A 26816-nucleotide genomic window follows, 5' to 3' on the forward strand; every position below is an offset into this window, starting at 1 on the left:
ACTCTAGGCGCGCCCTCCGACACCGGGGCCGGATCGGCCCGACGCGGCGCACACGCCTCTTACGCTCGCGCGTGCGGGGGCTCCATCTCCGGCGCGGCGTCGACGTGCACGGCCGGGTGGTCGCGTTCGAGCGCGGCGCCCTCCATGTCGACGTTCGGCAGCACGCGGTCGAGCCACCGCGGCAGCCACCACGCCGACCGACCGAGCAGGTGCATGAGCGCGGGCATCAGCAGCATCCGCACCACGAACGCGTCGAGCAGCACGCCGAACGCGAGCCCGAAGCCGATCGAGCGGATGATGGTCGACTCGGAGAAGATGAACCCGCCGAACACCGACACCATGATGAGCGCGGCGGCGATCACGACCGAGCGGCCGGCCCGGAAGCCGCGGGCCACGGCATCCCTGGCCGAGGCGCCGTGCACGTAGGCCTCGCGCATGCCGGAGGCGAGGAACAGCTGGTAGTCCATCGCGAGGCCGAACAGGATGCCCACGAGGATCACCGGCAGGAAGCTCAGGATCGGGCCGGTGCTGTGCAGGCCGATCAGGTCGGCGCCCCAGCCCCACTGGAACACCGCCACGATCAGGCCGTAGGTCGCGAACAGTGACAGCACGAACCCGCCGGTCGCGATGAGCGGCACGAGCAGGGAGCGGAACACCACGATCATGATGAGCAGCGACAGCCCGACCACCACCACGAGGTACAGCGGGAGCACGCCGGCCAGGGCCTCGGAGATGTCGATGTTGGTCGCCGCCTGCCCCGCGACGCCGAGCGTGATGCCGCCGTCGAGCTCGGGCAGCGCACGGATGCTCTGCACGAGCTTCTCGGTCGACGCGCTGTTCGGCCCCTCCTCCGGCAGCACCTGGAACGCGAGCAGGGTGTTGTCGTCGGAGGTGGCGACGGGGGCGATCGCCGCGACGTCGTCGAGGTCGGCGATCTTCTGCGCGACCTCGACCTGGGTGGCGAGCAGGTCGTCGTCGCTCACGGCCTCGTCGAGCGTCGCGGTGACCAGGAGCGGGCCGTTGGCGCCCTCGCCGAACTGCTCGTCCACGGTGTGGAAGGCGCGATAGCTCGTCGAATCCGCGGGTTCGCTCGATCCGTCTGGCAGGCCGAGACGCATCGACATCGACGGGATCGCGATGATCAGCAGCGCCGTGACGCTCACGACCGCGGTGACCACGGCGCGCAGGGTCGACATGCGCTTCACGGGCGTGCCCGCGGCGTGCGGCTGGCCGATGGTGGCGCGGGCCTTGCGGCCGAGCAGTCGGGTGCCGACGAGTCCGAGGATCGCCGGGGCCAGGGTGATCGCCACCAGCACGGCCACGGCCACGCACACGGCGCCGACCGTGCCCATGAGCCCGAGGAACGGCACCCCGGTCACGTTGAGCGCGAGCAGCGCCACGATCACGGTCGTCCCGGCGAACACGACCGCGGTGCCGGAGGTGCCGGTCGCGAGTCCGATCGACTCGCGCACGGGGGAGCCGGCGAGCAGCTGCTTGCGGTGCCGGTTGACGATGAAGAGCGAGTAGTCGATGCCGACCGCGAGCCCGAGCATCACGCCGAGCACGGGCGTGACGGAGGCCATGTCGACCACGCCGGAGAACGCGAGGGATGCCGTCACGCCCACCCCGACGCCCAGCACGGCGGTGACGATCGGCAGGGCCGCTCCGATCAGCGAGCCGAGCATGACGATCAGCACGACCGCGGCGAATGCGAGCCCGATCGCCTCGCCCACACCGAAGATCTCCGGGACGCCCTGGGCGATGTCGGTGCCGAAGTCGACCGTGACGCCGTCGATCGGGGTGTCCTCGAAGTGGGCGATCGCGCCCTGCTTGACCTCTTCCGAGAGCTCCAGGCGCGGGTCGGTGAAGGAGATGTTGACGATCGCGGTGGAGCCGTCCTCCGACACCACGCCGATGCCGTCGGCGAGGTCGAGCAGCGTGGAGCCCTGCGCGAGCTGCTCGGCGTTCGCGTCGAGCTCGGTGCGGTTGGCGTCGATCGTCGCCTGCTGTGCCGACAGGTCGGCGAGCTGTGCGTTGAGGGCCGCGAGCTGCGCGTCGAGTGCGGCGAGCTGTTCCGCCGGAGCCCCCGCGGCCGCGGCCTGCGCGCGGGCCGCGGTGAGCTGGTCGAGTCCGGACTGGAGCTGCGTGCGTCCCGCGTCGAGCTGGGCCTGGCCCGCGTCGAGCTGGGCGCGGCCGCTGTCGAGCTGGGCCTGGCCGTCGGAGAGCTTCGTCGCCTGCTCGGCCTGCTGCTGCTGCGCCTCGAACGGATCGACCACCGAGGCGACGCCGTCGAGGTCTTCCGCGCTCGCGGCGAGATCGGAGATCTCCTTCTTCTGCTCGTCCGTGAACGGCTCGCCGTCGTCGGTGCGGTAGACCACGGTGCCGGTGCCGCCGGCGGTGTCGGGCAGCTTCTTCGCGAGCTGGTCAGTCACCGCGCCGGAGGCGGTGCCGGGGATGTCGAAGCTGTTGCTCAGCGTGCCGCCGAACGCGAGGAACGCGCCGACGCCGATGCCGAGGATCACGATCCAGGAGATGATCACCGTCCACGCCCGGCGTGCGGCGAACGAACCCAGACGGAACAGCAGTGAAGCCACGTGATCTCCTTCAGACGGATAGAGCATACGGCACGTCTCGTCTAGGGTCTGTGGGTATCCTGAACGCATGGCGAACGAGCACCGCAGCGGCCCCGTGCGCAGCACCGCGGCCCGCGACGCGATCCTCGCCGCGACCGCCCGGCTCTTCCACAACCAGGGCTACGACCGGCTCACGATCGAGGGCATCGCCAAAGAGGCGGGCGTCGGCAAGCAGACCATCTACCGGTGGTGGCCCTCGCGCGGCGCGCTCATCGGCGAGTGCCTGGCGGAGGGCCTGCTCGTGCCGGTCGACTTCGTCGTGCCGGACACCGGCGACCTCTCCGCCGACGTCGAGACCTGGCTGCGCAGCGTGCTCGCGATCCTGGAGGAGCCGCAGGGCGGCGTGCTGCTGCGGTCGCTCGTCGCCGCCGCCACCGAAGACGCCTCGGTCGGCGCCCACCTCGGCGAGAGCCTCGGGGTGGAGAAGTACCTCAGCGAACGGCTCCGCGGCGGCATCCGCGACGGTCAGCTCCCGGAAGACGCGCCGGTCGAGCAGCTCGGCCGTGCGATCCTCGGCGCGATCATCGTGGAGTCCCTCGGCCGCGAGACCCACGACCCCACGTCCGTGGTCGCGCTGACGCGCTACCTTTTCGCCCGCTGACGCGGCCTCAGCCGAGCAGGATCGTCAGCACGGTCGCGCCACCGCCGCCGAGGATCAGCGCCACGATGACCGTCCACGCCACGATGCGGATGCGCCGGTTGCGCTTCTCGCCGAGGTCGCCGTAGTCCTCGCTGAGGTTGTCGCTCATGCGCCCACCGGCTCCGTGACGGTCGGACCGAAGTACGACGGCAGGGTGGCCTGCGAGCGCTCGCGCAGCTCGGCCGCAGAGACCGTGAACACGTCCTGCACCTCGAGCTGCGGCTCGCTGTCGGTCACGCCGATGCGCATCACCGGGTAGCCGCGGCCCTCGCACAGCCCGCGGAACTTCACGTCGTCCTCGCGCGGCACGGTCACGATCACGCGGCCGGTCGACTCGGAGAACAGCGCGGTCGCGGCGTCGACGCCGTCGCGCTCCATCAGCTCGGTCAGCCACACGCGGGCACCCACACCGAAGCGCATCACGCCCTCCGCGAGCGCCTGCGCCAGGCCGCCCTCGGACAGGTCGTGCGCCGAGGAGACCAGCCACTCGTCACGCGCCGCGGCCAGCAGCCCGGCGAGGCGCTTCTCGCCCGCCAGGTCGACCTTCGGGGGACGACCGCCGAGGTGCTGGTGCACCACGTCGGCCCAGGCGGAACCCGACAGCTCGGTGGCGGTGGTGCCGAGGAGGTAGATGTTCTGGCCCTCGTCCTGCCAGCCGGAGGGAATGCGGCGGGACACGTCGTCGATGATGCCCAGCACGCCGACCAGCGGGGTCGGGTGGATGGGCACGTCGCCGGTCTGGTTGTAGAACGAGACGTTGCCGCCCGTCACCGGCGTGCCCAGCTCGTAGCAGCCGTCCGCGAGACCGTCGACCGTCTGGCCGAACTGCCACATGACCTCGGGGTTCTCCGGCGAGCCGAAGTTGAGGCAGTCGGTGATGGCGGTGGGCACGGCCCCCGTCACGGCGACGTTGCGGTACGCCTCCGCGAGCGCGAGCTGCGCACCCGCGTACGGGTCGAGCTGGCAGTAGCGGCCGTTCGCGTCGGTCGCGATCGAGAAGCCCAGGCCCGACTCCTCGTCCACGCGGATCATGCCGGCGTCGTCGGGGAAGCTGAGGGCGGTGTTGCCGAGCACGTAGTAGTCGTACTGGTTGGTGATCCAGCGGGTGTCGGCCAGGTTGGGCGAGGCGACGAGGGAGAGGAACTGCTCGCGCAGGGTCTCCGGGTCGTTCGCGCGGGGCAGGTTCTCCGCGGCGTCGGCCTGCAGCGCGTCGATCCAGGTCGGGTACGCGACCGGGCGGTCGTACACCGGGCCGTCGACCGCGACCGTGGACGGGTCGACGTCGACGATGCGCTCGCCCTGCCAGTCGATGATGAGGCGGCCGTCACCCGTGACCTCGCCCAGCACGGAGGTCTCGACCTCCCACTTGTTCACGACGGCCAGGAACGCGTCGAGCTTCTCGGGCGCGACGATCGCCATCATGCGCTCCTGCGACTCCGACATGAGGATCTCCTCGGCCGTGAGCGTGGGGTCGCGCAGCAGCACGTTGTCGAGCGAGACGTGCATGCCGCTGTTGCCGTTGGCCGCGAGCTCGCTCGTCGCGCAGGAGATGCCCGCGGCACCCAGGTCCTGGATCGCCTCGACGAGCTCGCCGCGGTACAGCTCCAGGCAGCACTCGATGAGCACCTTCTCGGCGAACGGGTCGCCCACCTGCACGGCGGGGCGCTTGGTCGGGCTCGTGGAGTCGAAGGAGTCGGACGCCAGGATGCTCGCGCCGCCGATGCCGTCGCCACCCGTGCGGGCGCCGAACAGCACCACCTTGTTGCCCACGCCGGTCGCGTTGGCCAGCTTGAGGTCTTCGTGGCGCAGCACGCCCACCGCGAGCGCGTTCACGAGCGGGTTGGCCTGGTAGACGCTGTCGAACACGGTCTCGCCGCCGATGTTCGGCAGGCCCAGGCAGTTGCCGTAGAAGCTGATGCCGCTCGTGACGCCGTGCACCACGCGTGCGGTGTCGGGGTGGTCGATCGCGCCGAAGCGCAGCGCGTCCATCACGGCCACCGGGCGGGCGCCCATCGAGATGATGTCGCGGACGATGCCGCCGACCCCGGTCGCGGCGCCCTGGAACGGCTCGATGAACGACGGGTGGTTGTGCGACTCGGCCTTGAACGTGACCGCCCAGCCCTCGCCCACGTCGATCACGCCCGCGTTCTGCCCCATGCCGACCATGAGACGTTCCTTCATCTCGTCGGACACCTTCTGGCCGAACCGGCGCAGGTAGTTCTTGCTCGACTTGTACGAGCAGTGCTCCGACCACATGACCGAGTACATCGCCAGCTCGCCCGAGGTGGGGCGGCGGCCGAGGATCTCCCTGATGCGCGCGTACTCGTCGTCCTTGAGCCCGAGCGCGCCGTAGGGCTGCTCCTTCTCGGGCGTCGCGATCGCGTTCTCGACGGAGTCGGGGACGTGCTGGGGGGAAGGTGCAGAGGGGGTGGTCACGCGCACTCCAAGGGAAGGGGCCGGCGGGGCTCTCTCAGTCTACCGGCGCGGGTGGGGGTGCCTCTCCGGCCGGCGCGGGGCGCCCCGGGTTCCGGGCGGGGGTGTGGCGCGCTCGCTCTCGGTGAGGACGGCAGCGATGTCTCTTTTCGTGTGGAGGACGCGATGCACTCGGACCGCATCCGCATCATCGGTGTAGATGACGAGGTACGGGTGCTTCCGAAGGGGGAAGGCGCGGAGGTCGGGGATCTCGGTCAAGAGCTCGAAGCGCGCTGACCCCAGCGAGGGATACGCCGCGATCCGACTCACCGCATGCTGGAGATCGTCGATGAACGCGAGCGCGATCGTCGGCCCGGCTTCACCGAGATAGCGGGTGACGGCGCCGTCGACATCCTCATCCGCCCGGGTGGTGGTGACGACCCGCCGGGGAGTCACGCGTCGGCGGCGTCGGCGCGGACGCGGTCTCGGAGGCGATCGAAGTACGCCTGGTCCAGATCGGAACCCGGCCCGGAGGTCATGCCGTCGAAGACCAGGGCTCGCAGCTGCGCGCGCGCCTGCTCATGGCGGATCAGCTCGCGCATGAACTCGCTGTTGTTGCTATAACCGCGCTCGGCCACCTGAGCCTCGACGAAGTCCTTCAGCGCGTCGGGAAGAGAGATGTTCATCGTGGCCATGCCCCCACGGTAGTCCTGATGGCAAAGTTTGTCATGGTCCTAGTGAACGTCACCGATGAGCCCAAAACCCATGATGAGGAGGCGGAGGGGCAGGGACTGGGGAGAGGTCACGCGGGTTGCGCGGTTCCGGAGGAGGAGCCGCCCGCCGCGGCGAAGCGCCCCGCGAGCCCGACCGCGGCCTCACGCAGCTCCGCCGGCTCCACCACCGTGAAGTCGGCATCGAACCGGGCGACCGCGGCGAGCACCCCGACCCACGACCACGACCCCACCGTCACCCGGCTCCGCCCGTCCGGCAGCTCCTCCGCCTCACCCTCGCCCACCCACGGCGCGACCGCCCGCGCGGGCAGGTCGAGCACGACCGTGCCGACGCACGGCCACCGGTCCTCCGTGGCCGAGCCCTTGGCGCGCGCCGCGAGGTAGGTCTGCGCGTCTGCCGCGGGGAGGTCGCGCGGGGTGAACGACGGTCCGGCGGGAACGCGCGGGCGCATCCGGTCGAGGCGGAACGTGCGCCAGTCGTCCGCGTCGAGGTCCCACGCCAGCAGGTACCACCGTCCCTCGCGCGCCACCACCGCGTGCGGTTCCGTGCGCCGCGGCGGGCGGTCGTCCACGGCCCCGTAGGCGAACCGCAGCACCTGCCGGTCGCGCACGGCTGCGCTCGCCGCCTCCAGCACCGCCGGATCGACGCGCACGTCGGTCGCGGTGCCCGTGAAGCGGATGCCGTCCACCCGGTGCCGCAGGCGCGACGGCATCACCTGGCGCACCGTGGTGAGCGCGCGCTCCGCTCCCTCCGCGATGTCGATTCCGCTCGCGGCCGCGCTCTGCAGGGCCACCGCGACCGCCACCGCCTGCGCGTCGTCGAACAGCAGCGGCGGCAGCTCCGATCCCGCATCGAGGCGGTAGCCGCCGTAGGGGCCCTTGCTGGCGGTGATCCGGTAGCCCAGCTCGCGCAGCCGGTCGACGTCACGGCGCACCGTGCGCGGGGTCACGTCGAGGCGCTCGGCCAGCACGTACCCGGGCCAGTCGCGCGTGGTCTGCAGCAGCGACAGCAGCGCGAGCAGGCGTGAGGAGCTTCCGGTCATGGTTCCAGTGTGCCCCGAGAAGAGGACCGAAATCGTCCGCTACCCCTGTGATCGTGGAACCACGGCGGGCCGAACGGCGGACCGCGCACAGCACGGAGGAATCATGACCATCACCACCACCACCCACCTCAACTTCCGCGGCACCGCCCGCCAGGCGCTCGACTTCTACCGGTCGGTGTTCGGCGGCGACGTCACGGTCGCCACCTACGGCCAGTTCGGGCTGCCGGAGGGTGCGCCGGGGCACGACAAGGTCGTGTTCGGGCAGCTCGAGGGCCCGGTGCGGCTCATGGCCTACGACATCCCCGGACAGGACGACGCCGACCCCGCAGCCACGGCGGGCACCACCACGCGCGAGAACGGGGCGACGCTCACCGACCGCACCTTCTTCCAGTCCCTGCGCGCCGACTCGCTCGACGAGCTGCAGCGCTCCTGGGACGGCCTCGCCGACGGGGCGACCGTGATCGAACCGCTCGCGGCATCCGCGTGGTCGCCCGGGTTCGGCATGCTCACCGACCGGTTCGGGGTGACCTGGGTGCTCGACGTCCGCGCCTGAGGGGCGTCACGCGGCGGGCGGCCACTGCGGGTGCCTGGCCACGGCCACGCGCGCCCGCAGATCCGCCAGCACCCGGGAGTCGGGGGCGTCGAGGCCCAGCGCCTCGGCGATCCCGAGCGCCAGCAGCGCGTGCCCTGCGGCGCCCGGGTGGAACGCGTCGTCGAACAGCCCCCACGCCACGTCCTCGTTGCCCGGGCCCGTGTCGACCGAGAACGCGGTGAACGCGGCGTGCTGATCCACCAGGATCACGCCGTCGCGCGCGGCCACCTCGCGGATCGCGCGTGCGAACTCCCCCAGACGGGCGCGGTCGGGCGCATGCGCCAGGTCGGCTGGCGGCGGCGTCTGCAGCACCGGTACCGCGCCGAGCTCACGCACCTGCCGCACGAACTCCGCGACGACGGTGGCGAAGTCGTCCACCTCGATCACCGGATCGAGCCACCGCGTGGTGCAGTCGTTCGTGCCGATCAGCAGCGTCACCACGTCGGGGTGCCAGCGGGCCACGCGGCCGTCGAGGTCGCCCAGCACCAGATCGGCGCGCCAGCCCGTGATCGCGGTGTTGATGACGGTGTCGTGCACGCGGCCGAGGTCGCCGCGGATCAGCTCGTGCAGGTGGTCGACGTAGTTGCGGGCCCCGCGGGTGTGGAGGAGGCCGTGCGTGATCGAGTCACCCGTGCACACCCAGGTGACCGGCGCTCCGGAGGCCAGGAGCCCCCGGAGCGCCGCGCGGTCGTCGGTCATCCGGTGACCCGGAGCTGCACGTCGATGAACCGCGGGCGGTAGATCGAGGCGTCGTCGTACACGTCGCCCACGTTGTCGAACGTGTTGACGTTGTACGACACCAGGAGGCGGTTGCCCTGGCGCAGGTTCGGGTGCTCGTGGGCGTTGTAGGTGAACACGTCGGGGTCGCCGTAGCTGCCCAGCGCCCCGGTCTCCGGCGTGCGGTACAGCTCGACCGGATCGGTGAACGGACCCGTGGGAGAGCACGACGTGCGGGCCACGATGCGGGTGCTGAACAGCTCCGAGGTGTCCTGCGTGATCAGGAGGTAGCCGTCGCGGAACGGCGCGACGCTGAACTCGTTCGCCACGTACGGCACCACGGGCACCGCGTCGGTCTCCGCCGCCGACCACCCGGTGCCGTTCCAGTAGGTCCAGGCGCCCTTGACGCCGTCGCGGTCCTGCGCGCGGGCGACGTAGGCCGAGCGCACGCCACCCGGGTCGGCGATGCCGTAGATGTACGTGGTGCCGCGCTCCTCCAGCGTCCACGAGCCCCAGTTGATCCCGGTCGCGGAGGGCAGGTCGGTGATGCCCTCCAGCTGCAGCGTCTGACCGTCCAGCGTGGCCAGGCGGTTGGCCGTCCACGCGAAGTCCCACTGTCCGGTGCCGGTGCGGGCGAACTGCAGCAGCGGCACCTGCACGGTGCCGTCGCGGCCGGGCGTGGGGTCGCCGATCCAGTACCACTTGCCGTCGGGCTCCGGCGGGATGATGCCCGCGGGGTCGTCGGGGGTGCCGCCGGTGATCGTGGTCATGGTGCCGCGGCGGTCCTGCACCACGACGGAGTTGTTCACGAACGGCGAGTCGGTGGGTCGTGACCCGTCGGGGTTCACGGTGCCGAGGAACGTGTCGGAGAAGAACCAACCGGTCTTCCCCTTGCCGAGCGGCAGCGAGTAGGTGCTGTCGCCGCCGGTCCACCCGCCGCCCGTGTTGCCGTAGGTCGTGAACTGCGCCGTGAGGTCCTGGTTCACGCTCGCGGTGGCGGTGAGCGTCTTGTCCACCAGCGAGCACTGGCCCGGACCGCCGCCGTGTCCGCCGCCTGCGGGAACGGCCGCGGTGGCGGGGGCGGCCAGCAGTACGCCGGCGCAGAGGGATGCCGCGGCGAGGGTCGCCGCGATCGTGCGTCTTCTCATGTCGATCACTCCTTCGTGTTCGGGTCGTGCTTCGGTCGGGTCAGCGGCCGGGCGTCGCGGTGATGCCTCCGGCCGCGTCGATGTCGTAGGAGCGCGTGCCCACGCGGAGACCGCGCAGGACGGCGTGCGGATCGAGCGCCGCGACGCAGCCCGCCGCGCGCACGGTGCCGTCGGTCGCGACCGTGACGCCGAACAGTGCCTCGATCACCAGTTCGATCCACGCGCCCGACGACGAGCACGCCCAGTCGATGATGTACGGCAGTTGCGGCGGGGCCTTGCGTGCGCCGCCGTTGATGCCGGGCACGGCCTCCTCCACGAAGTGCGCCTGCCCCATCGGCCCCTGGTTGGCGGTGCGCGAGAGTCCCTCCACCCAGGTCGTGAGCACCTCGGGGGCGCCGAGGGCTGCGAGTGCGCGTCCGGCGTCGGCGGGCCACGCGGGGTAGGCGCCGTTCCACTGATGGTCGGGGCGGGGGCTGTAGCTGGCGTCCGGGTCCCACGGTGAGAGCGCCCGCATCCAGTTGTCGGTCTGCAGCTCGCGCTGGAAGAACGCGACCATCTCGTCGCGGACGCCGGGGGCCAGGTCGTCGGCGATCGTGGTGCCGACGATGCTGAAGTCGTAGCAGTGCCGCACGGGCAGGAGCGTGCCGTCGGGCTGCCCCGCCGCGAAGATGCCCTGCCCCGGCAGGTAGCGTTCGATCACGGAGGGCAGCAGCGCGTCGGCCTCCGCGCGGAGCCCGGCCGCGGCGGTCTCCTCGCCCTGCAGTGCCGCGAGCTCGGCGGCCGTGCGCATGCTCCACACGTTCGCGGCGTTGAGGCTCGCGACCTCGTGCGTGTAGGAGCTGACGCACTCCAGCAGGTTGTCGATCTCGCCGTAGTCGGCCAGGGCGGTGTCTCGGCGTAACTCCTTCCACGCGGTCGCCCACTGGCGCACCGACGCGGCCACTGTGTCGTCGCCGACGATCTCGTCGAGGAAGGCCGCGTCGCCGGTGAAGCGCACGTAGTCGTGCACCAGGCGGGTCATGGCGTAGTCGTTCACGGAGTACCAGCGCCCGACCGGTCCCCCGGTGAGCGACGACGTGCCGAAGTGCGAGTGGATGTCGAGCGAGATCCAGTGCCGCACCTGCGCCCGCATCTCGTCCGGGTCGAGCAGTGCGTGGCTGACGGAGCTCAGGCTGTAGTCCCAGATGAACGTGGTGGTGCCCCAGTAGTTCGGCATCAGCGTGTCGTACGACCGCCCGAGCACGTTGCCGGCGAAGTCGCGGCGGAACCAGATCACCCCGAGCACCGCCCACCAGTACAGGCGCCGCAGCGGCGCGGACGCGGTGTCGAGCAGGGGAAGGGCTCCGGAGAACTCGGTGTCGCCGGGGTCGAATGCGGCCCGCAGCTGCCGGTTCCAGTACTCCTCCGCGGCGACCAGGGCACCGGGCACGTCGGCGGCCACGAGCTCCCACGTGCGGGTGGCGTCGTCGCGGGAGAGGCCGAGCGCCTGCACGAAGCCCGTGCGCGCTGTGCCTCCGGCAGGAACGGTGAGCACGGCGGACAGTTCGCCGCCACGACCGTTGCCACCGATGCCGGTGTCGAACGCGTCGGGCAGGTCGGCCACGCCGCTGAGGGCCGCGGTGCCCCCGGTGAGGCCCTGCACGCTCCACGCCGCCTCGTCGGACGCCGCGAACACGAGCCGCTCCCCGTCGACCGTGGCGGTGTCGCGCTCGGAGGGGGACTCGGCGTCGAGCCATGCGTCTTCCGACCGGGTCACGCGCGCCGCGGCCGAGAGCCCGAGGCGCACCTCCCGCGCGGTGGCTCCGGCGTTGTGCACCGCGATGTCGATCGCCACGGCGGTGCGCCCCGGCACGCACACGGTCGTCGTCTCGATCTCGAGGTCGCCGACGCTGGCGCGGCGCACGACCCGGTCGGGCCGCCACTCGTGCGTGACCGGAACGCCGTACGACGCGAACAGGCGTCCGTCGACGAACAGCACGGCGGTCTGGGTGAGGCCCTGCGACACGGGCGGGAACTGCACGGCGGTGAGCGCGGTGAGGTCGTGGTCCACGCGCACCGTGCCGAGCATGTTCGTCAGGCCCGTCGGCGCGATCAGGTCGTCGTAGTGGTGCGTGACCGCATCGGCGGCGAGATCCTCGACGGTGGGGATGAGCGGGTTCATGATGCCTTTCGGGGCGGGTGGGGTCAGTACTGCCCGAGCGCGAGGCCCTTGGCGAAGAACCGCTGGGTGCACAGGAACAGCACCACGGTGGGGAGCGAGACCAGCACGGCCGCGGCGAGCACGACCGACATCTGCGCGCCGCCGTAGGTGCTCTGCATGCCGGACAGCGTGGTGATGATGGGGCGGATGTCGTCGGACTGGCTGAGCGTGAGACCCAGCAGCAGGTCGTTCCACACGAACGTGGCCTGGAGGATGAAGATCGCCACCAGGGCGCTCGACGCCATCGGCAGGTACATTCGCGTGAAGATGCGCCACGTGGTGGCGCCGTCGAGCACCGCGGCCTCGAACACGTTGTGCGCGACCCCGGTGAAGAAGTTGCGCATCACGAACGCCGAGAACGGGATCGAGATCACGGTGTAGATCATGATCATGCCGACGCGGGTGTCGAACAGGCCGGTGCGCGAGTAGGCGTCGAACAGGGGCAGCAGCACCATCTGCAGCGGGAACACGGTGCCGCCGAAGATCACGACGAACCAGAGGAACCCGCGCGTGAGGCGCAGCGCCACGATCGCGAAGCCCGCCGCGGCGCCGATCAGCACGGCGATGGTGGGCGACACGATCGAGTAGATGAGGGTGCTGACGATGCTGTCGCCGATGCCCGACAGCTCCAGCGCCTGGCCGAAGTTCTCGAACAGGTGGAAGTCGGTGGGGATCCACGACTCCTTCGAGGTGAAGGTGGTGGGGTCCTTCATGGCGTTCACGACGAGCAGGTAGGCGGGCAGCAGCCACACGATCCCGAGGACGACGAGCACGGCGGTGCGGATGATCTTCGACATCACATCTCCTTCTTCGGGGAGAGCTGCTGGCGCAGGTAGAGCACGGACGCGACGAGCGTGATCACGGTGAGGAACACGGCGATCGCGGAGCCGAGGCCGTAGTCGCTGTTCACGAACGTCTCCTTGTACATCGTGAGAGCGAGGGTCTCCGACACGGTGCCGGGGCCGCCCTTGGTCATGCCCCACACGATGTCGAACGTCTTGAGGCTCGCGACGATGGACAGCCCGACGACCACGGCCGTCAGGGGCCGCAGCATGGGCCACAGGATGCTCGTGAACAGCCGCACGCCGCCCGCGCCGTCGATGCGCGCGGCCTCCAGCGGCTCCTTGGGGATGGCCTGCAGTCCGATCGTGAACAGCAGAGCGTTGACGCCGACGCCCTGCCAGGACGAGGCGATGATCATCACCACGGTGTTCAGCGGGGCGTCGAGGAGCCAGCGCGGGGGGTCGGTGATGCCGAACGCCGCGAGCGCCTGGTCGAGCGCACCGCCCGAGGAGAGGATGAACGACCACACCACGCCGACGCCGATGCCGGACAGGGCGTAGGGGATGAGGAAGGGCAGGCGCAGCCAGATGCCTCCGCCGAGGTTCCAGGTGAGCAGCGCGATCGCCAGGCCGATGCCGACCGGGATGAGGAGCGTGCCGATCACCCAGAGCACGGTGTTCAGGGCGGAGCCCACGAAGTCGGCGTCGGTGAACATCTCGACGTAGTTGTCGAGCCCGATCCAGTCGGGGCTGCCGAGACCGTTGTAGTCCGTGAAGCTCAGGAACACCGTCCACAGCAGCGGAAGGTAGAGCAGGACCGCCACCAGGATCACGCCCGGGGCGATGAAGCCCCGGGCGGACCACTGGTACGGCGTCTTCTGGTGCGCCATCCGCCCGCTTACTCCTGCTCTGCCCAGTACTTGTCGGCGGTGGCCTGGATCTTCTCCAGGAACGGCATCGGGTCGCCCGGGTTGGCGTTGAAGGCGCCGAACTGCTCGATCGCGGTGGTCACGATCTCGGTGGGCATGGCCTCGAAGAACCGGTCGTAGAGCATGTAGTCGTCGCCCGCGATCTGTTCGCCGATCTCGGCCAGGGCGGGGTCGGAGACCTTCGCCTTCGGGTTGAACGCCACGTCGCCGTGGGCGTCGTTCCACGCGGTCTGCGCGTCGGGCGACATCCACCATTCGGCGTAGGCGAGTCCGAGGTCGCGCTGCGTCGAGTTCTCGGCGGTGCAGATCGGGCCGGACTCGACCGCGACGGGGGTGGCGTCGAGGTCGTCGTTGACGGCGGGGATCGCGAACATGCCGTAGTCGTCGGTGGTCATGCCGGCGCCTTCGAGGTTGCCGGCGAAGAACGTGCCGAAGTTGATCATGGCGTAGTCGCCCTGCTTGAGCCCGACGGCGGGGTCGGTGGTGCTACCCGCGTCGCTGAACCAGCCGTTCTCCTGCTCCTCGAGCCAGACGTTCATGACGTCGACGATCTCGGGGTCGGTGTACTTCACGTCGCCCGTGGTGAGCCCGGCGTACAGGTCGGGGTCGGTCGAGGCCACGAGGTGCTGGAACCACTGGAACGTGAACAGCACGCTGGTCTGGTAGTACGGGGTGACCCCGGCGTCTTTGAGCGTCTCGGCCGCGGTGTTCAGCTCGTCCCACGTGGTGGGGACCTCGATGCCGTTGTCGGCGAACGCGGCCTTGTTGTAGAACATGATCCAGTACGCGATGTTCATGGGAACGCAGTACTGCTTGCCGTCGAACGTGTAGCTGTCGCGGAGGTCTTCGCTCACCCAGCCCTCGTCGACGGCCTTGCTCCAGATGTCGGTGGTCTCGGCCACGAGGCCTTCGTCGACGAGCTGCTTGAGCGAGTCGCCGGTGTGCCACGTGAACAGGCCGGGCGACTTGTCGGTGCGGAACGACTGCTTGATGAAGGCGTCGTACTGGTTGGCGTCGGAGTAGCCGGTGGTCTTCAGGGTGATGTCGACGGCCTCGCCGCTGACGTCGTTGAGCGACTCGAAGTCGGGCTTCCACGCCGCCTTGTCGGTGTAGAAGTTGAGCGTGCCGGTGACCTCTCCGCCGGCGTCTCCGCCTCCGGAGTCGCTGGAGCACCCGGCGAGCGCCACGGTGCCGAGGAGGAGACCGGCCGCGGCGGCGGCGATCGTGCGTCGCGAAATCATTCAGAACTCCCTTGTTCGTTGGTATCGTTACCAGAAATCTGGTCTCACGGTACCAAGGTGATGAGTGCGGTGCAAGGGATTCCTGGTCGGGATCCCCGGGTGAAGCGGTGCTGCGTGTCGATGTTCAGTTGTCGCTCGTGCGGGTTCCACGCACGGAGGCCTTCACGGTCGCGAAGCGGGCGCTCCGCGCGTTCTCGGTGCGCTCGATCCGGTAGGCGCCCACCGCGGCGGGCACGATGAACGTCTCGGCGTAGTGGACCACGAAGGGCTCGAACGCGCCGGTCGGGCTGACCACGCGCACTTCGTCGCCCTCCACCAGGTTCAGCACGTTGACCGTGCCGTCGGTGTCGTGGTCGGCACCCTGCGTGAACCAGTGGCGGCGCACCTCGATGAACTCCAGCTCGTGCAGACCCGTGCGCTCCTCGACCACGTCGCCGTCCGTGCGGATCGTCTCGACGCGATCGACCAGGTTCTCCCCGACCCACGCGGTGTCGCGGTCCCATTGGATGTTGCGCGCGCCGTGGTCGAGGTGCACCGGGCGCGGGATGCCGTCGAGGCCCACGCGACCCCAGTCCCACAGCTTGAACGTGAAGATGAACGGCGTCGCCGAGATCTCCAGCACCATCGAGTTCGAGCCGGACGCGTGCACGGTGCCCGCCGGGATCAGGAAGTGGTCGTGCTTGCGGGCCGGGAAGGAGTTGACGTACTTCTCTGCGGGGAACGGGTGCTCGCCGTCCTGCGCGGTCGCCAGGTCCTGCAGCATCTCGGCCGGGTCGATGCCCTCCTTCGTGCCCAGGTACACCACGGCGTCGTCGCCCGCGTCGAGCAGGTAGTAGCTCTCGTCCTGCGTGTAGTGCATGCCGAACGTGTTCTGGATGTAGTCCGTCAGCGGGTGCACCTGCAGGCTGAGGTTGCCGCCGTCCATCGTGTCGAGGAAGTCGAAGCGGATCGGGAACTCGGCCCCGAAGCGGGCGAAGGCCTTGGCGCCGAGCAGGTCGACCGGGCGCGTGAACACGAGGTCGAGCGCGGGGATCTCCATCACGCCGCCCTCGCCCTCCAGCAGCAGCGAGTTCTCCTCGGGTACGCAGTCGAAGCACCACGCGTAGTTGTCCTTCGAGGGGTCGAGGCCGATGAGGTTCTTCATCCACTGCCCGCCCCACACCCCCGGGTCGAAGAACGGCACCACGCGGAACGGCCGGTGCGCGGCGTCCTTCAGCGCCTGGCGGAACGCCCCGCCGCCGATCATGCCCGCCTCGGGGGAATCGGGGTGGGGCTCGGCGGGCGCGATGGCGTTGCCGTCGAGCACGAAGTCGAGCGTGCCGAACAGGTCGCGCTTGTGGCGGTCGGCCACACGCCACTCGACGAAGAAGCCGCGCTTGTACTTGCGGAGGTTGTCCTCGCCGGGGTTGTCGGCGCGCCAGTTCGTCGCCCCTGCGCGCTGCCGCAGCTGGATCTCCCAGCGCGCCATGTCGACCAGCACGGTCGCGGACGCCCCGGGCAGCCGTCGCTCGAGCAGCGCGGCACCCCACCCGATCACGACGGCGGGGGTCTGCGTGGTCGCGGCGGCGAGGGCGTCGAGGCGGTCGGCGTCGTAGAAGTCCGCGAGCGTGAAGTGGCTCATCACGCCGAACACGCGGTCGTCGGTGAGGTTCGGGGCGATCAGCCGCTCGACCTCCGCGACCGGGAGCGCCGCGGTCTCGACGTCGGTGACGGTCCAGTCGGGCAGGGCCGCGCGCACCCGGGCGGTCAGCGCCGGCACGTCGACCCCCGGGTACGTGTCCACCAGCAGCACGGGCGCGGTGCCGGTCACGCGGGCGCGGGCCTCGGCGAGCTCGGCGGCCGCGATCCAGCCCTCGGTGCCGCGGAGGATGCGCTCGCCCGGCGGCAGTGCCACGGTGGGCTGGGTGTCGTAGCGACCCCGGGTGGTGTGCCCTTCGTGCATGTCGCTGATCGGCGTGGTCACTGGTCCTCCTGGATGGAACGGGCGGTGGCGCGGGGGGCGGATGCGGCGCGGGCGAGCGTGCTGAGGCCGCGCGCGACGGAGAGCTCGGGCTCGGGTGGCACGACGAAGCGCGGTGGCGTGAGCGAGGGCCACAGGTGCGCCGTGACCCACGACTTGATGGGCGCGCTCACGGCGTCGCCCGCGCGCATCACCCCGCCGGACAGGATCACGACGGCGGGGTCGTAGGAGTGCACGAGGCTCGTGACGACCGCGCCCCACACGTGCAGGAAGCGGTCGCGGAGCGCGGGGTGCGCCGCGGTCGTGAACACGTCGCTCATGCGGACGCCCGCGGGGAGGGCTCGCGTGCTGGCGAGGGCTTCACCACAGCCGACGTTGCCGCACGGGCACACGGGCCCGGTGAGCTCGACCGTGAGGTGGCCGCCGAGGATGCCCGCGTGACCCGTGCGACCGCGCAGTGCGACGCCGTCGATCAGCGCGGCGGTGCCGATGCCGGTGCCGAGCGTGACCAGCACGGCGTCGCGTTCCCCGGCGGCGCTGCCCGTGGCGGTCTCGCCGAGGAGGGCGGCCCTGGCGTCGTTCTCGATCACGGCGGGCAGGCCGAACTCCGCACGGGCCCAGGCGGCGAGGTCGAAGCCGCGCAGGTGGTCGTACTTGGCGTTGGCGTGCCGCATGCGACCCGTCGCGGGGTCGACCACGCCGGGCACCGCGATGCCCACGGCGTCGGCTGCGGCGTCGAGTTCGCTCAGCAGGCGCCGGGCGTCGATGGCGGCGTCGGCGAGGTCGGCGGCCGTGCCCCGGACGGGGAGGCGGTTCGAGGCGAGGACGCGCCCGTCGTGGATGACGGCGAGCTTGACCTCGGTGCCCCCGAAATCGATGCACAGCTCCATCCGGCCTCCTCGTCGATGATTGGTAACGTTATCAACGCGGCGAGAGGGTGTCAACACCCGGCCGCGCTCCGGTCCCAGAGCGCGCTTCGTCTCGCTTCGCTCGCTCAGCACCCGCGCCAGCGAGACGAAGGGCGCCTGTCAGCGCACGTCGCGGAGCGACACCGGCAGCTCGATCTCGCGGGACGGCGCGTCGCGGTCGCCGCCGTCGAGCCGGTCGAGCAGGAGCCGGGCGGCCGTGCGCCCGAGCTCCCGCGGGTCGTGGTCGATCACGCTGATCGGCACCGGCGACAGCTCGGCGAGCTCGAAGTCGTCGAAGCTCACGATCTCCGGGAAGTCCCCGGGGGTGCGCAGACCAGAGCCGAGCTGCGTGCTGATCTCCTTGAGCGCGCCGATCGCGTTGCGGTTGTTCGCGCAGAAGATCGCCGTCGGCGGGTTCTTCGCCCGCAGCAGCGCCCTGGTCGCATCGCGCGCCTGCTCCACGGTCTGCTGGTTCGTGGCCACGAGGTGCGCGTCCACCGGGAGTCCGCGTGCCTCCAGGGCCCGCACGAACCCGGCGTGACGGCGCCGGCCCGTGAAGATCGACAGCGCGTTGCCGAGGTAGCCGATGCGGGTGTGACCCCGGTCGATCAGGGCCGTCGTGCCGCGGAACGCGCCGTCCTCGTCGGCGAGCACGACGCTGTCGGCGGCGAGCCCCTCGATGCGCCGGGAGGCGAGAACCACGGGCACGCCCTGGCTCTGCGAGTGCGCGAGGTGCGTGGAGGTGGCGCTCGCCGGCACCACGATGAGCCCGTCCACGCGACGGCCGAGGAAGTCGCCGACCAGTTCGGCCTCGCGGGCCGCGTCTTCCGAGGTGTTGCCGAGCAGGATGCGACGGCCGGTGAGCGCAGCCTCCTCCTCCACGCCGAGCGCGAAGGTGCTGTAGTACGGGTTGGCGATGTTCGTGATGGCCACGCCGATCAGTCCGCTGCTGTGGCCGGGGCGGATGCTGCGGGCGTTCTCGTTGCGGTGATACCCGAGCTCCGCGACCGCCGCGAGCACGCGCTGCTGCACCTCGGGCTTGACGTTGACCCCACCGGACAGCGTGCGTGAGACGGTCATCGGGCTCACGCCCGCGCGCTGGGCGACCTCTTTCACGGTCGGCCGGTGCGCCCTCTCGTTCATGCTGGGTCCTCCGAAACCGTGCGGCGTGCGACTGAGGGAACGTTATCAGCGGGGGTGCTCGAACGGGTGTCAAGGCCCTCTCGACTGTCGGTCCCCTCGCGTAGAACAGGGGCAGGAAGAAGGGCAGGCGCATGGCCGCAGGAGACATCGAGACGTTCTCGCGCAACGGGATCTGGTTCAACCGCATCCAGGGAGAGTCGCACACGCTGGGCAGCAGCTTCGAGACGATGGAGGAGGCGGTGAAGGTCGGTCGCGGCGCCGCGGTCGCGCGCCAGGTGCAGCACAGCGTGCGCACGGAGGAGGGGCCGTCCGACGACGTGGCGCCGAACGAGGCGCACCCGCGCGACCTCATGTGGTGAGCGAGCCGTGGTGCTGCTGCAGGCGTGTGTGAACGGTGCGCGGGATGTGGCGACGCATCCCTGGCTGAGCGCGGACGCCGCGGTCGTGGCGCAGGATGCGGCGGCCGCGGTGGAGGCCGGTGCGAGCGAGGTGCACGTGCACCCGAAGGATGCGGCCGGCCGTGACTCCGTGCTGCCCGAGGACGTGGCGCGATGGGTGAGCGCCGTGCGGACGGCGTGCCCCGGGGTGCCCGTCGGGGTGACGACCGGGGAGTGGGCGCAGCCCGACGTGGCGCAGCGGCTCGCGGCGATCGAGCAGTGGAGCGTGCTGCCCGACTACGCGTCGGTGAACTGGCACGAGGCCGGAGCCGACGAGGTCGCCGCCCTGCTGCGTCGGCGCGGCGTGGGCGTGGAGGCGGGCATCTGGGACGCCGCGGGGCTGGAGGCGTGGCGGCTGTCGCCCGAGCGCGACCGGGTGCGGCGCGTGCTGGTCGAGCTTCCCGACGAGGCCGCCGACGTGGTGCGCTCGCACGCCGAAGGGTTGGTCGCGCACGTGGCCCGCGAGGCGCCCGACCTGCCGATCCTGCTGCACGGGGAGGAGCGGTCGGCGTGGCCCGCGCTCGACCTCGCGGTGGAGCTCGGGCTGCCCACGCGGATCGGCCTGGAGGACACGCTGCTGCTGCCCGACGGTGTGACGGCCCCGGGGAACGCGGCCCTCGTGCGGGCGGCCATCGCCCGCGGAGCCGGGGGGTGAGTCGCGCGGCTCAGGCGCGCCAGCCGGTCCACTCCGGGCGGTCGACGATGCAGAACCGGTTGCCCTCAGGGTCTTCCATGATGATGTAGTCGGCGTCGTCCGGGCGGTTGTCCCAGTGCACCTCGCGGGCGCCGAGCGTGGTGAGTCGCCGCACCTCCGCGGCCTGGTCCTCGGCGTAGATGTCGAGATGGATGCGCGGGGGCAGCACGCGGTCGGAGCGGTGCGCGTCGAGGGCGATGCAGGGGGTGTCGGCGTCGCGCGGTTTCAGCACCACCCAGTCGTCCTCCGCGGGGTCGCGTTCCACGTAGTCGAGCGCGGCCTTCCAGAACCGCAGCTGTGCGGGCAGGTCGTCCACGCGGATCACGATCGACACGATCTTCAGCATGCGCCGAGTGTAGGCGGCGCGAGGTCGCGCGGTCAGGGGGTTGCGCCGCGGTTGTCCGTCGCGCTGTCGCCGGAGGGTGCGCGCCCGAAGTCGCTCGCGAGCCACGCCTCCACCGAGGGGAAGGGGAACTCGCGCGCCGTGAAGGTGCCGGGCACCGTCCGGGCCGCCCGCATCCGGTCGAGGCGGAACAGCCGCCAGTCGTCGCGGTCGAGGTCGAACCCCACCACGTACCACCGGTCGTGGCGTCGCACGTGCCGGTGCGGGGCGATCGTCCGCTGCGAGGCGGTGCCGTGCTGGTCGGTGTAGTCGAAGGCGATGCGGCCACCCTGCGCGACCGCGTCGGCGAGCGTGCCGACCAGGGCCCAGTCGACGGGGGCGGGAGCGGCCTGCAGGATCTGGGTGGACAGCGCGGTCGCGGCGGCCCGGCGGCGCAGGGCGGGCGGCAGGGTCTGCTCGAGCTTCGCGCGGGCGACGGCGGCCGCGGGGTCGTCCGGCGCCGCGGCCTCGAGCACGAGCAGGCCGGTGACGATCGTGGTGACCTCGTCGGCGTCGAGCAGGAGTGGCGGGATGCGGGTGCCGGGGTGCAGGCGGTAGGCGGCGCCGGGGCCCGGGCGGGAGCGCACGTCGTAGCCGAGGTCGCGGAGGCGTTGCGCATCACGGCGGACCGTGCGGGGGCTCACTCCGAGGCGCGCGGCGAGGTCGGGCACGTTCCAATCGCCGCCCGTCTGCAGCAGCGCGAGCAGCTGCAGCGTGCGGTGGGCCGGAGCGTCCATGGCTTCATGATCGCGCAGGATGCGGCCGGGATGTGGCCGCATCTGGGTCTAGCGTGGCCGCACATCGACGGAGAGGACCCTCATGCGTATTGCTGTCACCACCCCGAACGGCCACGTCGGACACCACCTTACGCGCATGCTCGTGCGGGGTGGCGTGCGGCCGCTGCTGCTCACGCGGAACCCCGATCGGATCGACGCGGAGCTGCGGCCGCTGGTCGACGTGGCGCGGGCGGACTCGTTCGACGCCGACGAGGTCGCGGCGGCGACGCGCGCGGTGGACGCGCTGTACTGGGTGGATCCGTCGGTGATGTCAGACGACCCGCTGGCCGACTACGCACGGGCGACCGAGGCCGTGGTGCGGGCGGTGCGGGAGAACGGCATCGGCCGCGTGGTGTTCCAGAGCAGCGTCGGGGCGGAGAAGCGGCACGGCGTGGGGGAGATCGACGGGCTCGCGGCGACCGAGGTGGCGCTCGATGGGCTCGACACCGACGTGACCCACCTGCGCTGCGGCTACTTCTTCACGAACCTGCTGCTCGATGCGGAGTCGCTGCGGGCCGGGCGGTTGTCGACGGTGCTGCCGCTCGACGCCGCGATGCCGTGGGTGGCACCGCGTGACATCGCCGAGGTCGCGGCGCTCACGCTGCTCCACCCCGGATGGCGCGGGCGGCGGGTGCAGGCGGTGCACGGCCCGGAGGATCTCAGCTGGGCGCGGGTCGCCGAGGTGCTGACGCAGGAGCTCGGACGCGAGGTCGTGGTCGAGCGTCTCACCGACGACCAGCTGCGCGAGGGGCTGCTCGCGGCGGGGATGCCGGAGCGGATGGCGGAGGCGGTGCTGGGGATGTCGACCGGGATGCGCGAGGACTTCGTGCCGGAGCAGCCGCGGTCGGTCGTGTCGACTACTCCGACCACGCTGCGGTCGTGGGTGCGGGACGAGCTCGTCGGCGTGGGGTGACGGCGGTCGCGTGCGATTCGGGGTGCCCTCGCGACTCCCCCCAGAACCGCGAGGACACTCCACCGACCCCATGCTTGGCGGGGTGAAGCACGGGGCCGGCGCCTGAGTGCTCGGCGGGGGCGACCGTGCAAGACGTCTGTAGCGTCGCACCCCGCACGGGCTCCGGCAATCCTTCCGGCCGCCCGTCACCCGGATGATTCTCCCGGCGTCGCGTTACTGGACCGACCAGCCGCCGTCGGAGGCGAGGATGGCCCCGTTGATGTTGACGGCGTCGTCCGACAGCAGGAAGGTGATCGACGCGGCGAGGTGTTCCGCGGTCGCGACGGTCGGAATGGCCTGCTGGAACGGGGCGAGGCGACCGGAGCCGTACTCCGACATGTGCGGCGGCATCGGGATGCCCGTGGCAACGCCGCCGGGGGCGACGGAGTTCACGCGGATGCCCTGGGGACCGTACATGAACGCGGCCGACTTGGTCACGCCGATGATGCCGTGCTTGCTGGCGGTGTACGCGTTGCCGGAGGCGTTGCCGCGCAGGCCTGCCTCGCTCGACACGTTGAGCACGGCGCCGCGGCCCGCCTTCTCCATGAGCGGCAGGACCGCGCGCATGAGCTTGAACGGGGCGGTGAGGTTGATCGCGATGACGCGGTCCCATACGGCGTCGGTGGTCTCGCCCGCGGGGGAGAAGTCGTCGTTGATGCCCGCGATGTTCGCGAGGCCGTCGATGCGGTCGCCCGCGGCGGCGATCACGGCGTCGATCGCGTCCTGCTGGGTGAGGTCGCCCGCGACCGTGACGATGTCCGCCCCCGCCAGCTCCGCTGCGAGGGCGTCGAGCTTCTCCGCGGCGATGTCGCTCGCGATCACCCGTCCGCCTTCACGGGCGATGCGCGACGCGGTGGCCTTGCCGATGCCCGACGCGGCGCCCGTGACGATCACGGTCTTGCCGGCGAAGCGGCCGGGCGTGACGGTCTCGGTCCAGCCCTCGGCGGCGTCGTCCTCGGGGATCTCGCCGTCGTTGGCCGCGCGGACCAGGTCGTCGACGACCGACTGCGGCAGCTGGCCCTGGCTCATCGCGACCAACTGCTGCAGCGGCAGCCCGAGCACGGGAGTGAGGAGTTCGGGGTCGGCGCCGGTCTGCTCGAAGAGGCCGCGGATGAGCGGGCCACCGGTGGGGTCGTTCATCCAGTCGCCGATGGTGGAGTGTGCGGTGAGGGCCATGCTCGTTCTCCTTGCTCGGGTTACGCAACGGTGCGTCTACTTATCTTCGAGTGTACTCCTGAGTACGCTCGATGGGTGCCCCGTCCTCGCAGTGAGAAAGCCCGCCGGTCCGTGCTGGATGCCATGCGGCGCGCGCTCGCCGCGGACGGGTATGAGGCGGTGACGATCGAGGGGCTGGCCGAGGAGGCCGGGGTCGCGAAGCAGACGATCTACCGGTGGTGGAAGACCAAGGCGGCGATCCTCGGGGAGGCGCTGCTGGAGGGCGAGCTGCCCGGGGCGGACGCGACCGTGCCGATGACGGACGACCTCGATGCCGACCTGCGCGCCTGGTTCACGGCGGTGTCGACGGGGCTCGCGCGACCCGAGGGTGTCGCGCTCGCCCGGGCATTGATCGAGGTGACCGCCGCCGATCCGCAGCTCGGCCTCGTGCTGAACGAGAAGCTCGCGGCGCCCATCCGGGAGTGGGTCGTGGAGCGGATGTCACGCGGTCGTGCGGCCGGTGACGTCCGGGCGGACGCAGACGCCGGGGTGATCGCGGAGCAGTTCATCGCGCTGTCGTCCTACGCCGCGCTGGTCGGGCAGCCGCTGAGCGCCGAGCGCGTCGACGCCACCGTCACCCTCCTGCTCCGCGGCATCACGCCGTAGCCGGTCGGCGGCACCCCGCGTTCGCACGGAGCGCCGCCGACCGGGCCGCGATCACGCCTTCTTGTCTGCGCGGCGGCGGGGGCTGTCGGGGTTCATGAGCGAGTGGCGACGGCCGTACGCGAAGTAGATGATCAGGCCGATCACGAGCCACACGGCGAAGCGCAGCCACGTCTCCCAGTGCAGCTGCGAGATGAGGAACAGGGAGAAGCCGACGCCGATGATGGGCACGACCGGCATGAGCGGGAGGCGGAAGGTGCGCGGAGCGTCGGGCTTCGTGTAGCGGAACACGATCACCGCGACGCACACCACGACGAACGCGGCGAGGATGCCGATGTTGGTGAGGTCGGCGACGGCGCGGATCGGGAAGATGCCCGCGAAGAACGCGGAGGCGAGGCCGGCGATCCAGGTGACGCGCTGGGGCACGCCGCGCCGGTCGACCTTGCTGAACCAGCCGGGGAGGAGGCCGTCGCGGCTCATCGAGAACCACACGCGGGTCGCGCCGAGCAGGAAGGTGAGCATCACGGTGAGGATCGACAGCACGGCGAACACGGAGATGATCGCGGCGACCACGGGCAGGCCCACGCTGGAGAATGCCGAGGCGAACCCGGCCTTCGGGTCGATGTCGGTGTAGTTCTGCATGCCGGTGAGCACGAGCGTGGCGGCGACGTACAGCAGCATCGCGATGATGAGCGACAGGATGATCGCCTTCGGCATGTGCTTGCGGCCGTCTTTGGCCTCTTCCGCGGCGGTGCTCATGGCGTCGTAGCCGAACACGGCGAAGAACACGGTCGCGGCACCGGTGAACACGGGGCCGAAGCCGCTCGGCATGAACGGGTTGTAGTTCTCCGTGTTGATGTAGAAGACGCCGAGTCCGACGATGCCGAGGATCAGCGCGATCTTGATGGCGACGGCGACGAGTTCGAACCGGCCGAACGTCTGCGTGCCGCGGCTCAGGAGGAACGTCACGAGCAGGCAGATCACGATCGCGGGAACGTTCACGACGCCGCCGGGCACATCCGCGGTCTCGGTGAGGGAGAGCGGCAGGTGGACGCCGAAGCCGGAGAGGAACGCGTCGAGGTACCCGGAGATGCCGATCGCGACCACCGCGACGATCGCCACGTACTCGAGGAGCAGATCCCAGCCGATGAACCAGCCGACCACCTCGCCGAGCGCCACGTAGCCGTAACTGTAGGCGGAGCCGGCGCGGGGTATCATGCCGGCGAACTCCGCATAGGAGAGGGCCGCGGCGGCCGAGGCGAGTCCGGCGATCAGGAAGGAGATGAGCACGGCCGGGCCGACGCCGGGGTTCGCCGCGTCGCCGTGGGCCACGAGCCCGGCGAGGGAGAAGATCCCGACGCCGATGATGCCGCCGACACCGATCGCGGTGAGCTGCCAGAGCCCGAGCGACTTGTGCAGGCCGCTGCTGGCGGCTTCTTCCGTCATGTCGCTGACCGGCTTGCGGCGCCAGATCGAGTGAGACGTGGTGTTCGAGGTGTGGGGCATCGTCGCCTTCCGGTCGGGCTCGCGCACGGTGGAGCACGAGGTCCTGAGCCGCGGATGGAGGATGCACCCGCGGGGTCGTCCTCGCTGGGGGCGGACGCCGGGTGTTGCGCCTGTCTGCCGAGGGGGCCAGTGGCACGCTACCCCGGGCGTGCGGCGGCGGCAATATACGTTGCGCGGGGGTCGCGGATGTGCAACCGGGGGTGGTCAGAAGTGCTCTGTATCGGTTCGTTCTGTCTCTCCACGCAGCGGCCGCTCTACCGTCGGTGCATGCTCGATTTCGCAGGTATCCCTTTCGGTAGTTGGTTCGAAGGACTCGGAGCGGTCGGGGCGATCGTCGCGGCTGGGGTCAGCCTCGGCGCGCTACGGACAGCTCGAGCAGCCAACGCCACGGCTGATCAGGCACGGAGGGACGCCAAGACCTTCGCGGACGAAGCGCGGGCGCGAGAGGAATCGCGAGAGCACGCGAGCATCGCGCGCCAGCTGCAGGCCTGGTGGGTCGTCTGGCACGAGGGCAGGAAGAAGTGCTTCGGCGTTTATGTGACGAACGCGGGGCAGGGTGCGACGGTCTTCCGGGGTGTGCGGATCGAGGCGCGCGGCAATTCGAATGCACGGGGAGCGGGCGGAGCGATCACGTTCACGTCGTTGCCGCCGGGTTCGTATGTGCTCAGGAGTACGGATGCCGGTGCGGCGAAGCCATGGGCAGAACCCGAGGTCGCGCGATCGGACGTCCCCTACGAGCCGCTTCTCTTTGCGGAGCGATACGGGGTCACCAGCATCACGTTCGAAGATCCGATGAAGAATGCGTGGCGCTGGACGCCGGAGCGCGGTCTTGAACAGCTTGCCGTCGCGGTCGACGGCTGAGGCGCGCGGGTGGTCACGTCTCAACCGGCATCGAAGAGCCCGTCCCGGTCTGCCCGTCGGTGAAGCGCGGAGCCGGGCCGGTGGCGGGGCTCAGGATTCGTCGGAGTGGCGTTCGCGCCACATGATGCGCAGCACCCGAACCAACGCACCCACAAGGAGTGCGAAGGCCGTGAGCCAGAAGACCCAGACAACGTCCTGGAAGAGGGGCAGGTTGGCAATCATCGGAAGTACGCAGCCGGCCACCACCATCAGTGAAATGGCTGCGCGTTCACCCGCTGTGCCACGAACAGGCTGAGTCCTCACGAGACCGT

The 26816-nt window shown here is 70.9% G+C and carries 27 protein-coding genes; 7 read left to right on the forward strand and 20 right to left on the reverse strand.

Going from position 1 to position 26816, the window contains the following annotated elements:
- Positions 1 to 59: 59 nt before the first annotated feature.
- Positions 60 to 2594 carry an MMPL family transporter gene (locus tag KE274_RS01275; protein WP_211540226.1) on the reverse strand — a complete coding sequence of 845 codons (2535 nt, stop codon included), beginning with the start codon at positions 2592 to 2594 and terminating at the stop codon, positions 60 to 62.
- A 67-nt stretch (positions 2595 to 2661) separates the two neighbouring features.
- On the opposite strand from KE274_RS01275, the gene KE274_RS01280 reads away from it, so the two are divergent.
- Complete coding sequence (locus KE274_RS01280; RefSeq protein ID WP_211540228.1) at positions 2662 to 3234, forward strand: TetR/AcrR family transcriptional regulator; 573 nt, start codon at positions 2662 to 2664, stop codon at positions 3232 to 3234.
- A 7-nt stretch (positions 3235 to 3241) separates the two neighbouring features.
- Here KE274_RS01280 and KE274_RS01285 read toward each other — a convergent pair whose 3' ends face one another.
- The 5 genes from KE274_RS01285 to KE274_RS01305 all read right to left on the reverse strand — a co-directional run bounded on the left by KE274_RS01285 (position 3242) and on the right by KE274_RS01305 (position 7459).
- Complete coding sequence (locus KE274_RS01285) at positions 3242 to 3382, reverse strand: hypothetical protein (RefSeq protein WP_168387183.1); 141 nt, start codon at positions 3380 to 3382, stop codon at positions 3242 to 3244.
- The gene (gene purL, locus KE274_RS01290; RefSeq protein WP_211540230.1) at positions 3379 to 5709 is read right to left on the reverse strand and encodes a phosphoribosylformylglycinamidine synthase subunit PurL; all 2331 of its coding nucleotides are present in this window, start codon (positions 5707 to 5709) and stop codon (positions 3379 to 3381) included. Before purL ends, KE274_RS01285 begins: the two co-directional genes overlap by 4 nt.
- 39 nt (positions 5710 to 5748) lie before the next feature.
- Positions 5749 to 6141 (reverse strand): type II toxin-antitoxin system RelE/ParE family toxin, encoded by a 393-nt coding sequence (locus KE274_RS01295; RefSeq protein WP_211540232.1) that lies wholly within the window; start codon positions 6139 to 6141, stop codon positions 5749 to 5751.
- On the reverse strand, positions 6138 to 6380 hold the full coding sequence (locus KE274_RS01300; protein WP_211540234.1) for a ribbon-helix-helix domain-containing protein: 243 nt from the start codon (positions 6378 to 6380) through the stop codon (positions 6138 to 6140). The genes KE274_RS01295 and KE274_RS01300 overlap by 4 nt, the downstream gene beginning before the upstream one ends.
- A 107-nt stretch (positions 6381 to 6487) precedes the next feature.
- Positions 6488 to 7459, reverse strand: coding sequence for a helix-turn-helix transcriptional regulator (locus KE274_RS01305; protein WP_211540236.1), 972 nt, complete (start codon positions 7457 to 7459; stop codon positions 6488 to 6490).
- A gap of 103 nt (positions 7460 to 7562) precedes the next feature.
- Here KE274_RS01305 and KE274_RS01310 point away from each other — a divergent pair, with 103 nt between their 5' ends.
- Complete coding sequence (locus tag KE274_RS01310) at positions 7563 to 8012, forward strand: VOC family protein (protein WP_211540238.1); 450 nt, start codon at positions 7563 to 7565, stop codon at positions 8010 to 8012.
- Positions 8013 to 8018: 6 nt separating this feature from the next.
- Here the strand turns inward: KE274_RS01310 and KE274_RS01315 are convergent, their stop codons facing one another.
- The 9 genes from KE274_RS01315 to KE274_RS01355 form a co-directional block, all read right to left on the reverse strand.
- Positions 8019 to 8750, reverse strand: a complete 732-nt coding sequence (locus KE274_RS01315) for an SGNH/GDSL hydrolase family protein (protein ID WP_211540240.1) — start codon at positions 8748 to 8750, stop codon at positions 8019 to 8021.
- Positions 8747 to 9916 (reverse strand): DUF4185 domain-containing protein, encoded by a 1170-nt coding sequence (locus KE274_RS01320; RefSeq protein WP_249185809.1) that lies wholly within the window; start codon positions 9914 to 9916, stop codon positions 8747 to 8749. The genes KE274_RS01315 and KE274_RS01320 overlap by 4 nt, the downstream gene beginning before the upstream one ends.
- Positions 9917 to 9956: 40 nt before the next feature.
- Positions 9957 to 12077: a hypothetical protein gene (locus KE274_RS01325; protein WP_211540244.1), complete on the reverse strand. Its 2121-nt coding sequence runs from the start codon at positions 12075 to 12077 to the stop codon at positions 9957 to 9959.
- 23 nt (positions 12078 to 12100) lie between these two features.
- The gene (locus KE274_RS01330) at positions 12101 to 12913 is read right to left on the reverse strand and encodes a carbohydrate ABC transporter permease (RefSeq protein ID WP_211540246.1); all 813 of its coding nucleotides are present in this window, start codon (positions 12911 to 12913) and stop codon (positions 12101 to 12103) included.
- On the reverse strand, positions 12913 to 13788 hold the full coding sequence (locus tag KE274_RS01335) for a carbohydrate ABC transporter permease (RefSeq protein WP_211540248.1): 876 nt from the start codon (positions 13786 to 13788) through the stop codon (positions 12913 to 12915). The genes KE274_RS01330 and KE274_RS01335 overlap by 1 nt, the downstream gene beginning before the upstream one ends.
- Before the next feature lie 8 nt (positions 13789 to 13796).
- A complete protein-coding gene (locus tag KE274_RS01340; protein ID WP_211540250.1) occupies positions 13797 to 15068 on the reverse strand; it encodes an ABC transporter substrate-binding protein in 1272 nt (423 codons plus the stop codon).
- A 124-nt stretch (positions 15069 to 15192) separates the two neighbouring features.
- Positions 15193 to 17031 carry a class I mannose-6-phosphate isomerase gene (locus KE274_RS01345; protein WP_211540252.1) on the reverse strand — a complete coding sequence of 613 codons (1839 nt, stop codon included), beginning with the start codon at positions 17029 to 17031 and terminating at the stop codon, positions 15193 to 15195.
- A complete protein-coding gene (locus tag KE274_RS01350; protein WP_211540253.1) occupies positions 17028 to 17918 on the reverse strand; it encodes an ROK family protein in 891 nt (296 codons plus the stop codon). Before KE274_RS01350 ends, KE274_RS01345 begins: the two co-directional genes overlap by 4 nt.
- Before the next feature lie 138 nt (positions 17919 to 18056).
- Entirely contained in the window at positions 18057 to 19079 is a 1023-nt protein-coding gene (locus KE274_RS01355; protein ID WP_211540255.1) for a LacI family DNA-binding transcriptional regulator, read from the reverse strand.
- Between the two features lie 131 nt (positions 19080 to 19210).
- Here KE274_RS01355 and KE274_RS01360 point away from each other — a divergent pair, with 131 nt between their 5' ends.
- Both KE274_RS01360 and KE274_RS01365 read left to right on the forward strand, forming a co-directional pair.
- A complete protein-coding gene (locus KE274_RS01360; RefSeq protein WP_211540257.1) occupies positions 19211 to 19438 on the forward strand; it encodes a DUF2188 domain-containing protein in 228 nt (75 codons plus the stop codon).
- A gap of 10 nt (positions 19439 to 19448) precedes the next feature.
- Positions 19449 to 20171, forward strand: a complete 723-nt coding sequence (locus tag KE274_RS01365; protein WP_211541663.1) for a 3-keto-5-aminohexanoate cleavage protein — start codon at positions 19449 to 19451, stop codon at positions 20169 to 20171.
- Positions 20172 to 20181: 10 nt separating this feature from the next.
- Here the strand turns inward: KE274_RS01365 and KE274_RS01370 are convergent, their stop codons facing one another.
- Both KE274_RS01370 and KE274_RS01375 read right to left on the reverse strand, forming a co-directional pair.
- Positions 20182 to 20556 carry a VOC family protein gene (locus KE274_RS01370; RefSeq protein ID WP_211540260.1) on the reverse strand — a complete coding sequence of 125 codons (375 nt, stop codon included), beginning with the start codon at positions 20554 to 20556 and terminating at the stop codon, positions 20182 to 20184.
- Positions 20557 to 20588: 32 nt separating this feature from the next.
- Positions 20589 to 21329, reverse strand: coding sequence for a helix-turn-helix transcriptional regulator (locus tag KE274_RS01375; protein ID WP_211540268.1), 741 nt, complete (start codon positions 21327 to 21329; stop codon positions 20589 to 20591).
- Between the two features lie 82 nt (positions 21330 to 21411).
- Here KE274_RS01375 and KE274_RS01380 point away from each other — a divergent pair, with 82 nt between their 5' ends.
- Positions 21412 to 22281 carry an NAD(P)H-binding protein gene (locus KE274_RS01380; protein ID WP_211540270.1) on the forward strand — a complete coding sequence of 290 codons (870 nt, stop codon included), beginning with the start codon at positions 21412 to 21414 and terminating at the stop codon, positions 22279 to 22281.
- Between the two features lie 213 nt (positions 22282 to 22494).
- Here the strand turns inward: KE274_RS01380 and KE274_RS01385 are convergent, their stop codons facing one another.
- Positions 22495 to 23496 (reverse strand): SDR family NAD(P)-dependent oxidoreductase, encoded by a 1002-nt coding sequence (locus KE274_RS01385; RefSeq protein ID WP_211540319.1) that lies wholly within the window; start codon positions 23494 to 23496, stop codon positions 22495 to 22497.
- A 75-nt stretch (positions 23497 to 23571) separates the two neighbouring features.
- Here KE274_RS01385 and KE274_RS01390 point away from each other — a divergent pair, with 75 nt between their 5' ends.
- Complete coding sequence (locus KE274_RS01390; RefSeq protein WP_307872113.1) at positions 23572 to 24141, forward strand: TetR/AcrR family transcriptional regulator; 570 nt, start codon at positions 23572 to 23574, stop codon at positions 24139 to 24141.
- A 51-nt stretch (positions 24142 to 24192) separates the two neighbouring features.
- Here KE274_RS01390 and KE274_RS01395 read toward each other — a convergent pair whose 3' ends face one another.
- The gene (locus KE274_RS01395) at positions 24193 to 25644 is read right to left on the reverse strand and encodes an APC family permease (RefSeq protein WP_211540321.1); all 1452 of its coding nucleotides are present in this window, start codon (positions 25642 to 25644) and stop codon (positions 24193 to 24195) included.
- 267 nt (positions 25645 to 25911) lie between these two features.
- Between KE274_RS01395 and KE274_RS01400 the strand changes: the two genes are divergently transcribed.
- A complete protein-coding gene (locus tag KE274_RS01400) occupies positions 25912 to 26505 on the forward strand; it encodes a hypothetical protein (protein ID WP_211540323.1) in 594 nt (197 codons plus the stop codon).
- Between the two features lie 90 nt (positions 26506 to 26595).
- Here KE274_RS01400 and KE274_RS01405 read toward each other — a convergent pair whose 3' ends face one another.
- Positions 26596 to 26808: a hypothetical protein gene (locus tag KE274_RS01405; protein ID WP_211540325.1), complete on the reverse strand. Its 213-nt coding sequence runs from the start codon at positions 26806 to 26808 to the stop codon at positions 26596 to 26598.
- Positions 26809 to 26816: the final 8 nt, after the last annotated feature.

Origin of the sequence: Microbacterium paraoxydans (genome assembly GCF_018224615.1) — a bacterium.
Taxonomy (GTDB): Bacteria; Actinomycetota; Actinomycetes; order Actinomycetales; family Microbacteriaceae; genus Microbacterium; species Microbacterium paraoxydans_B.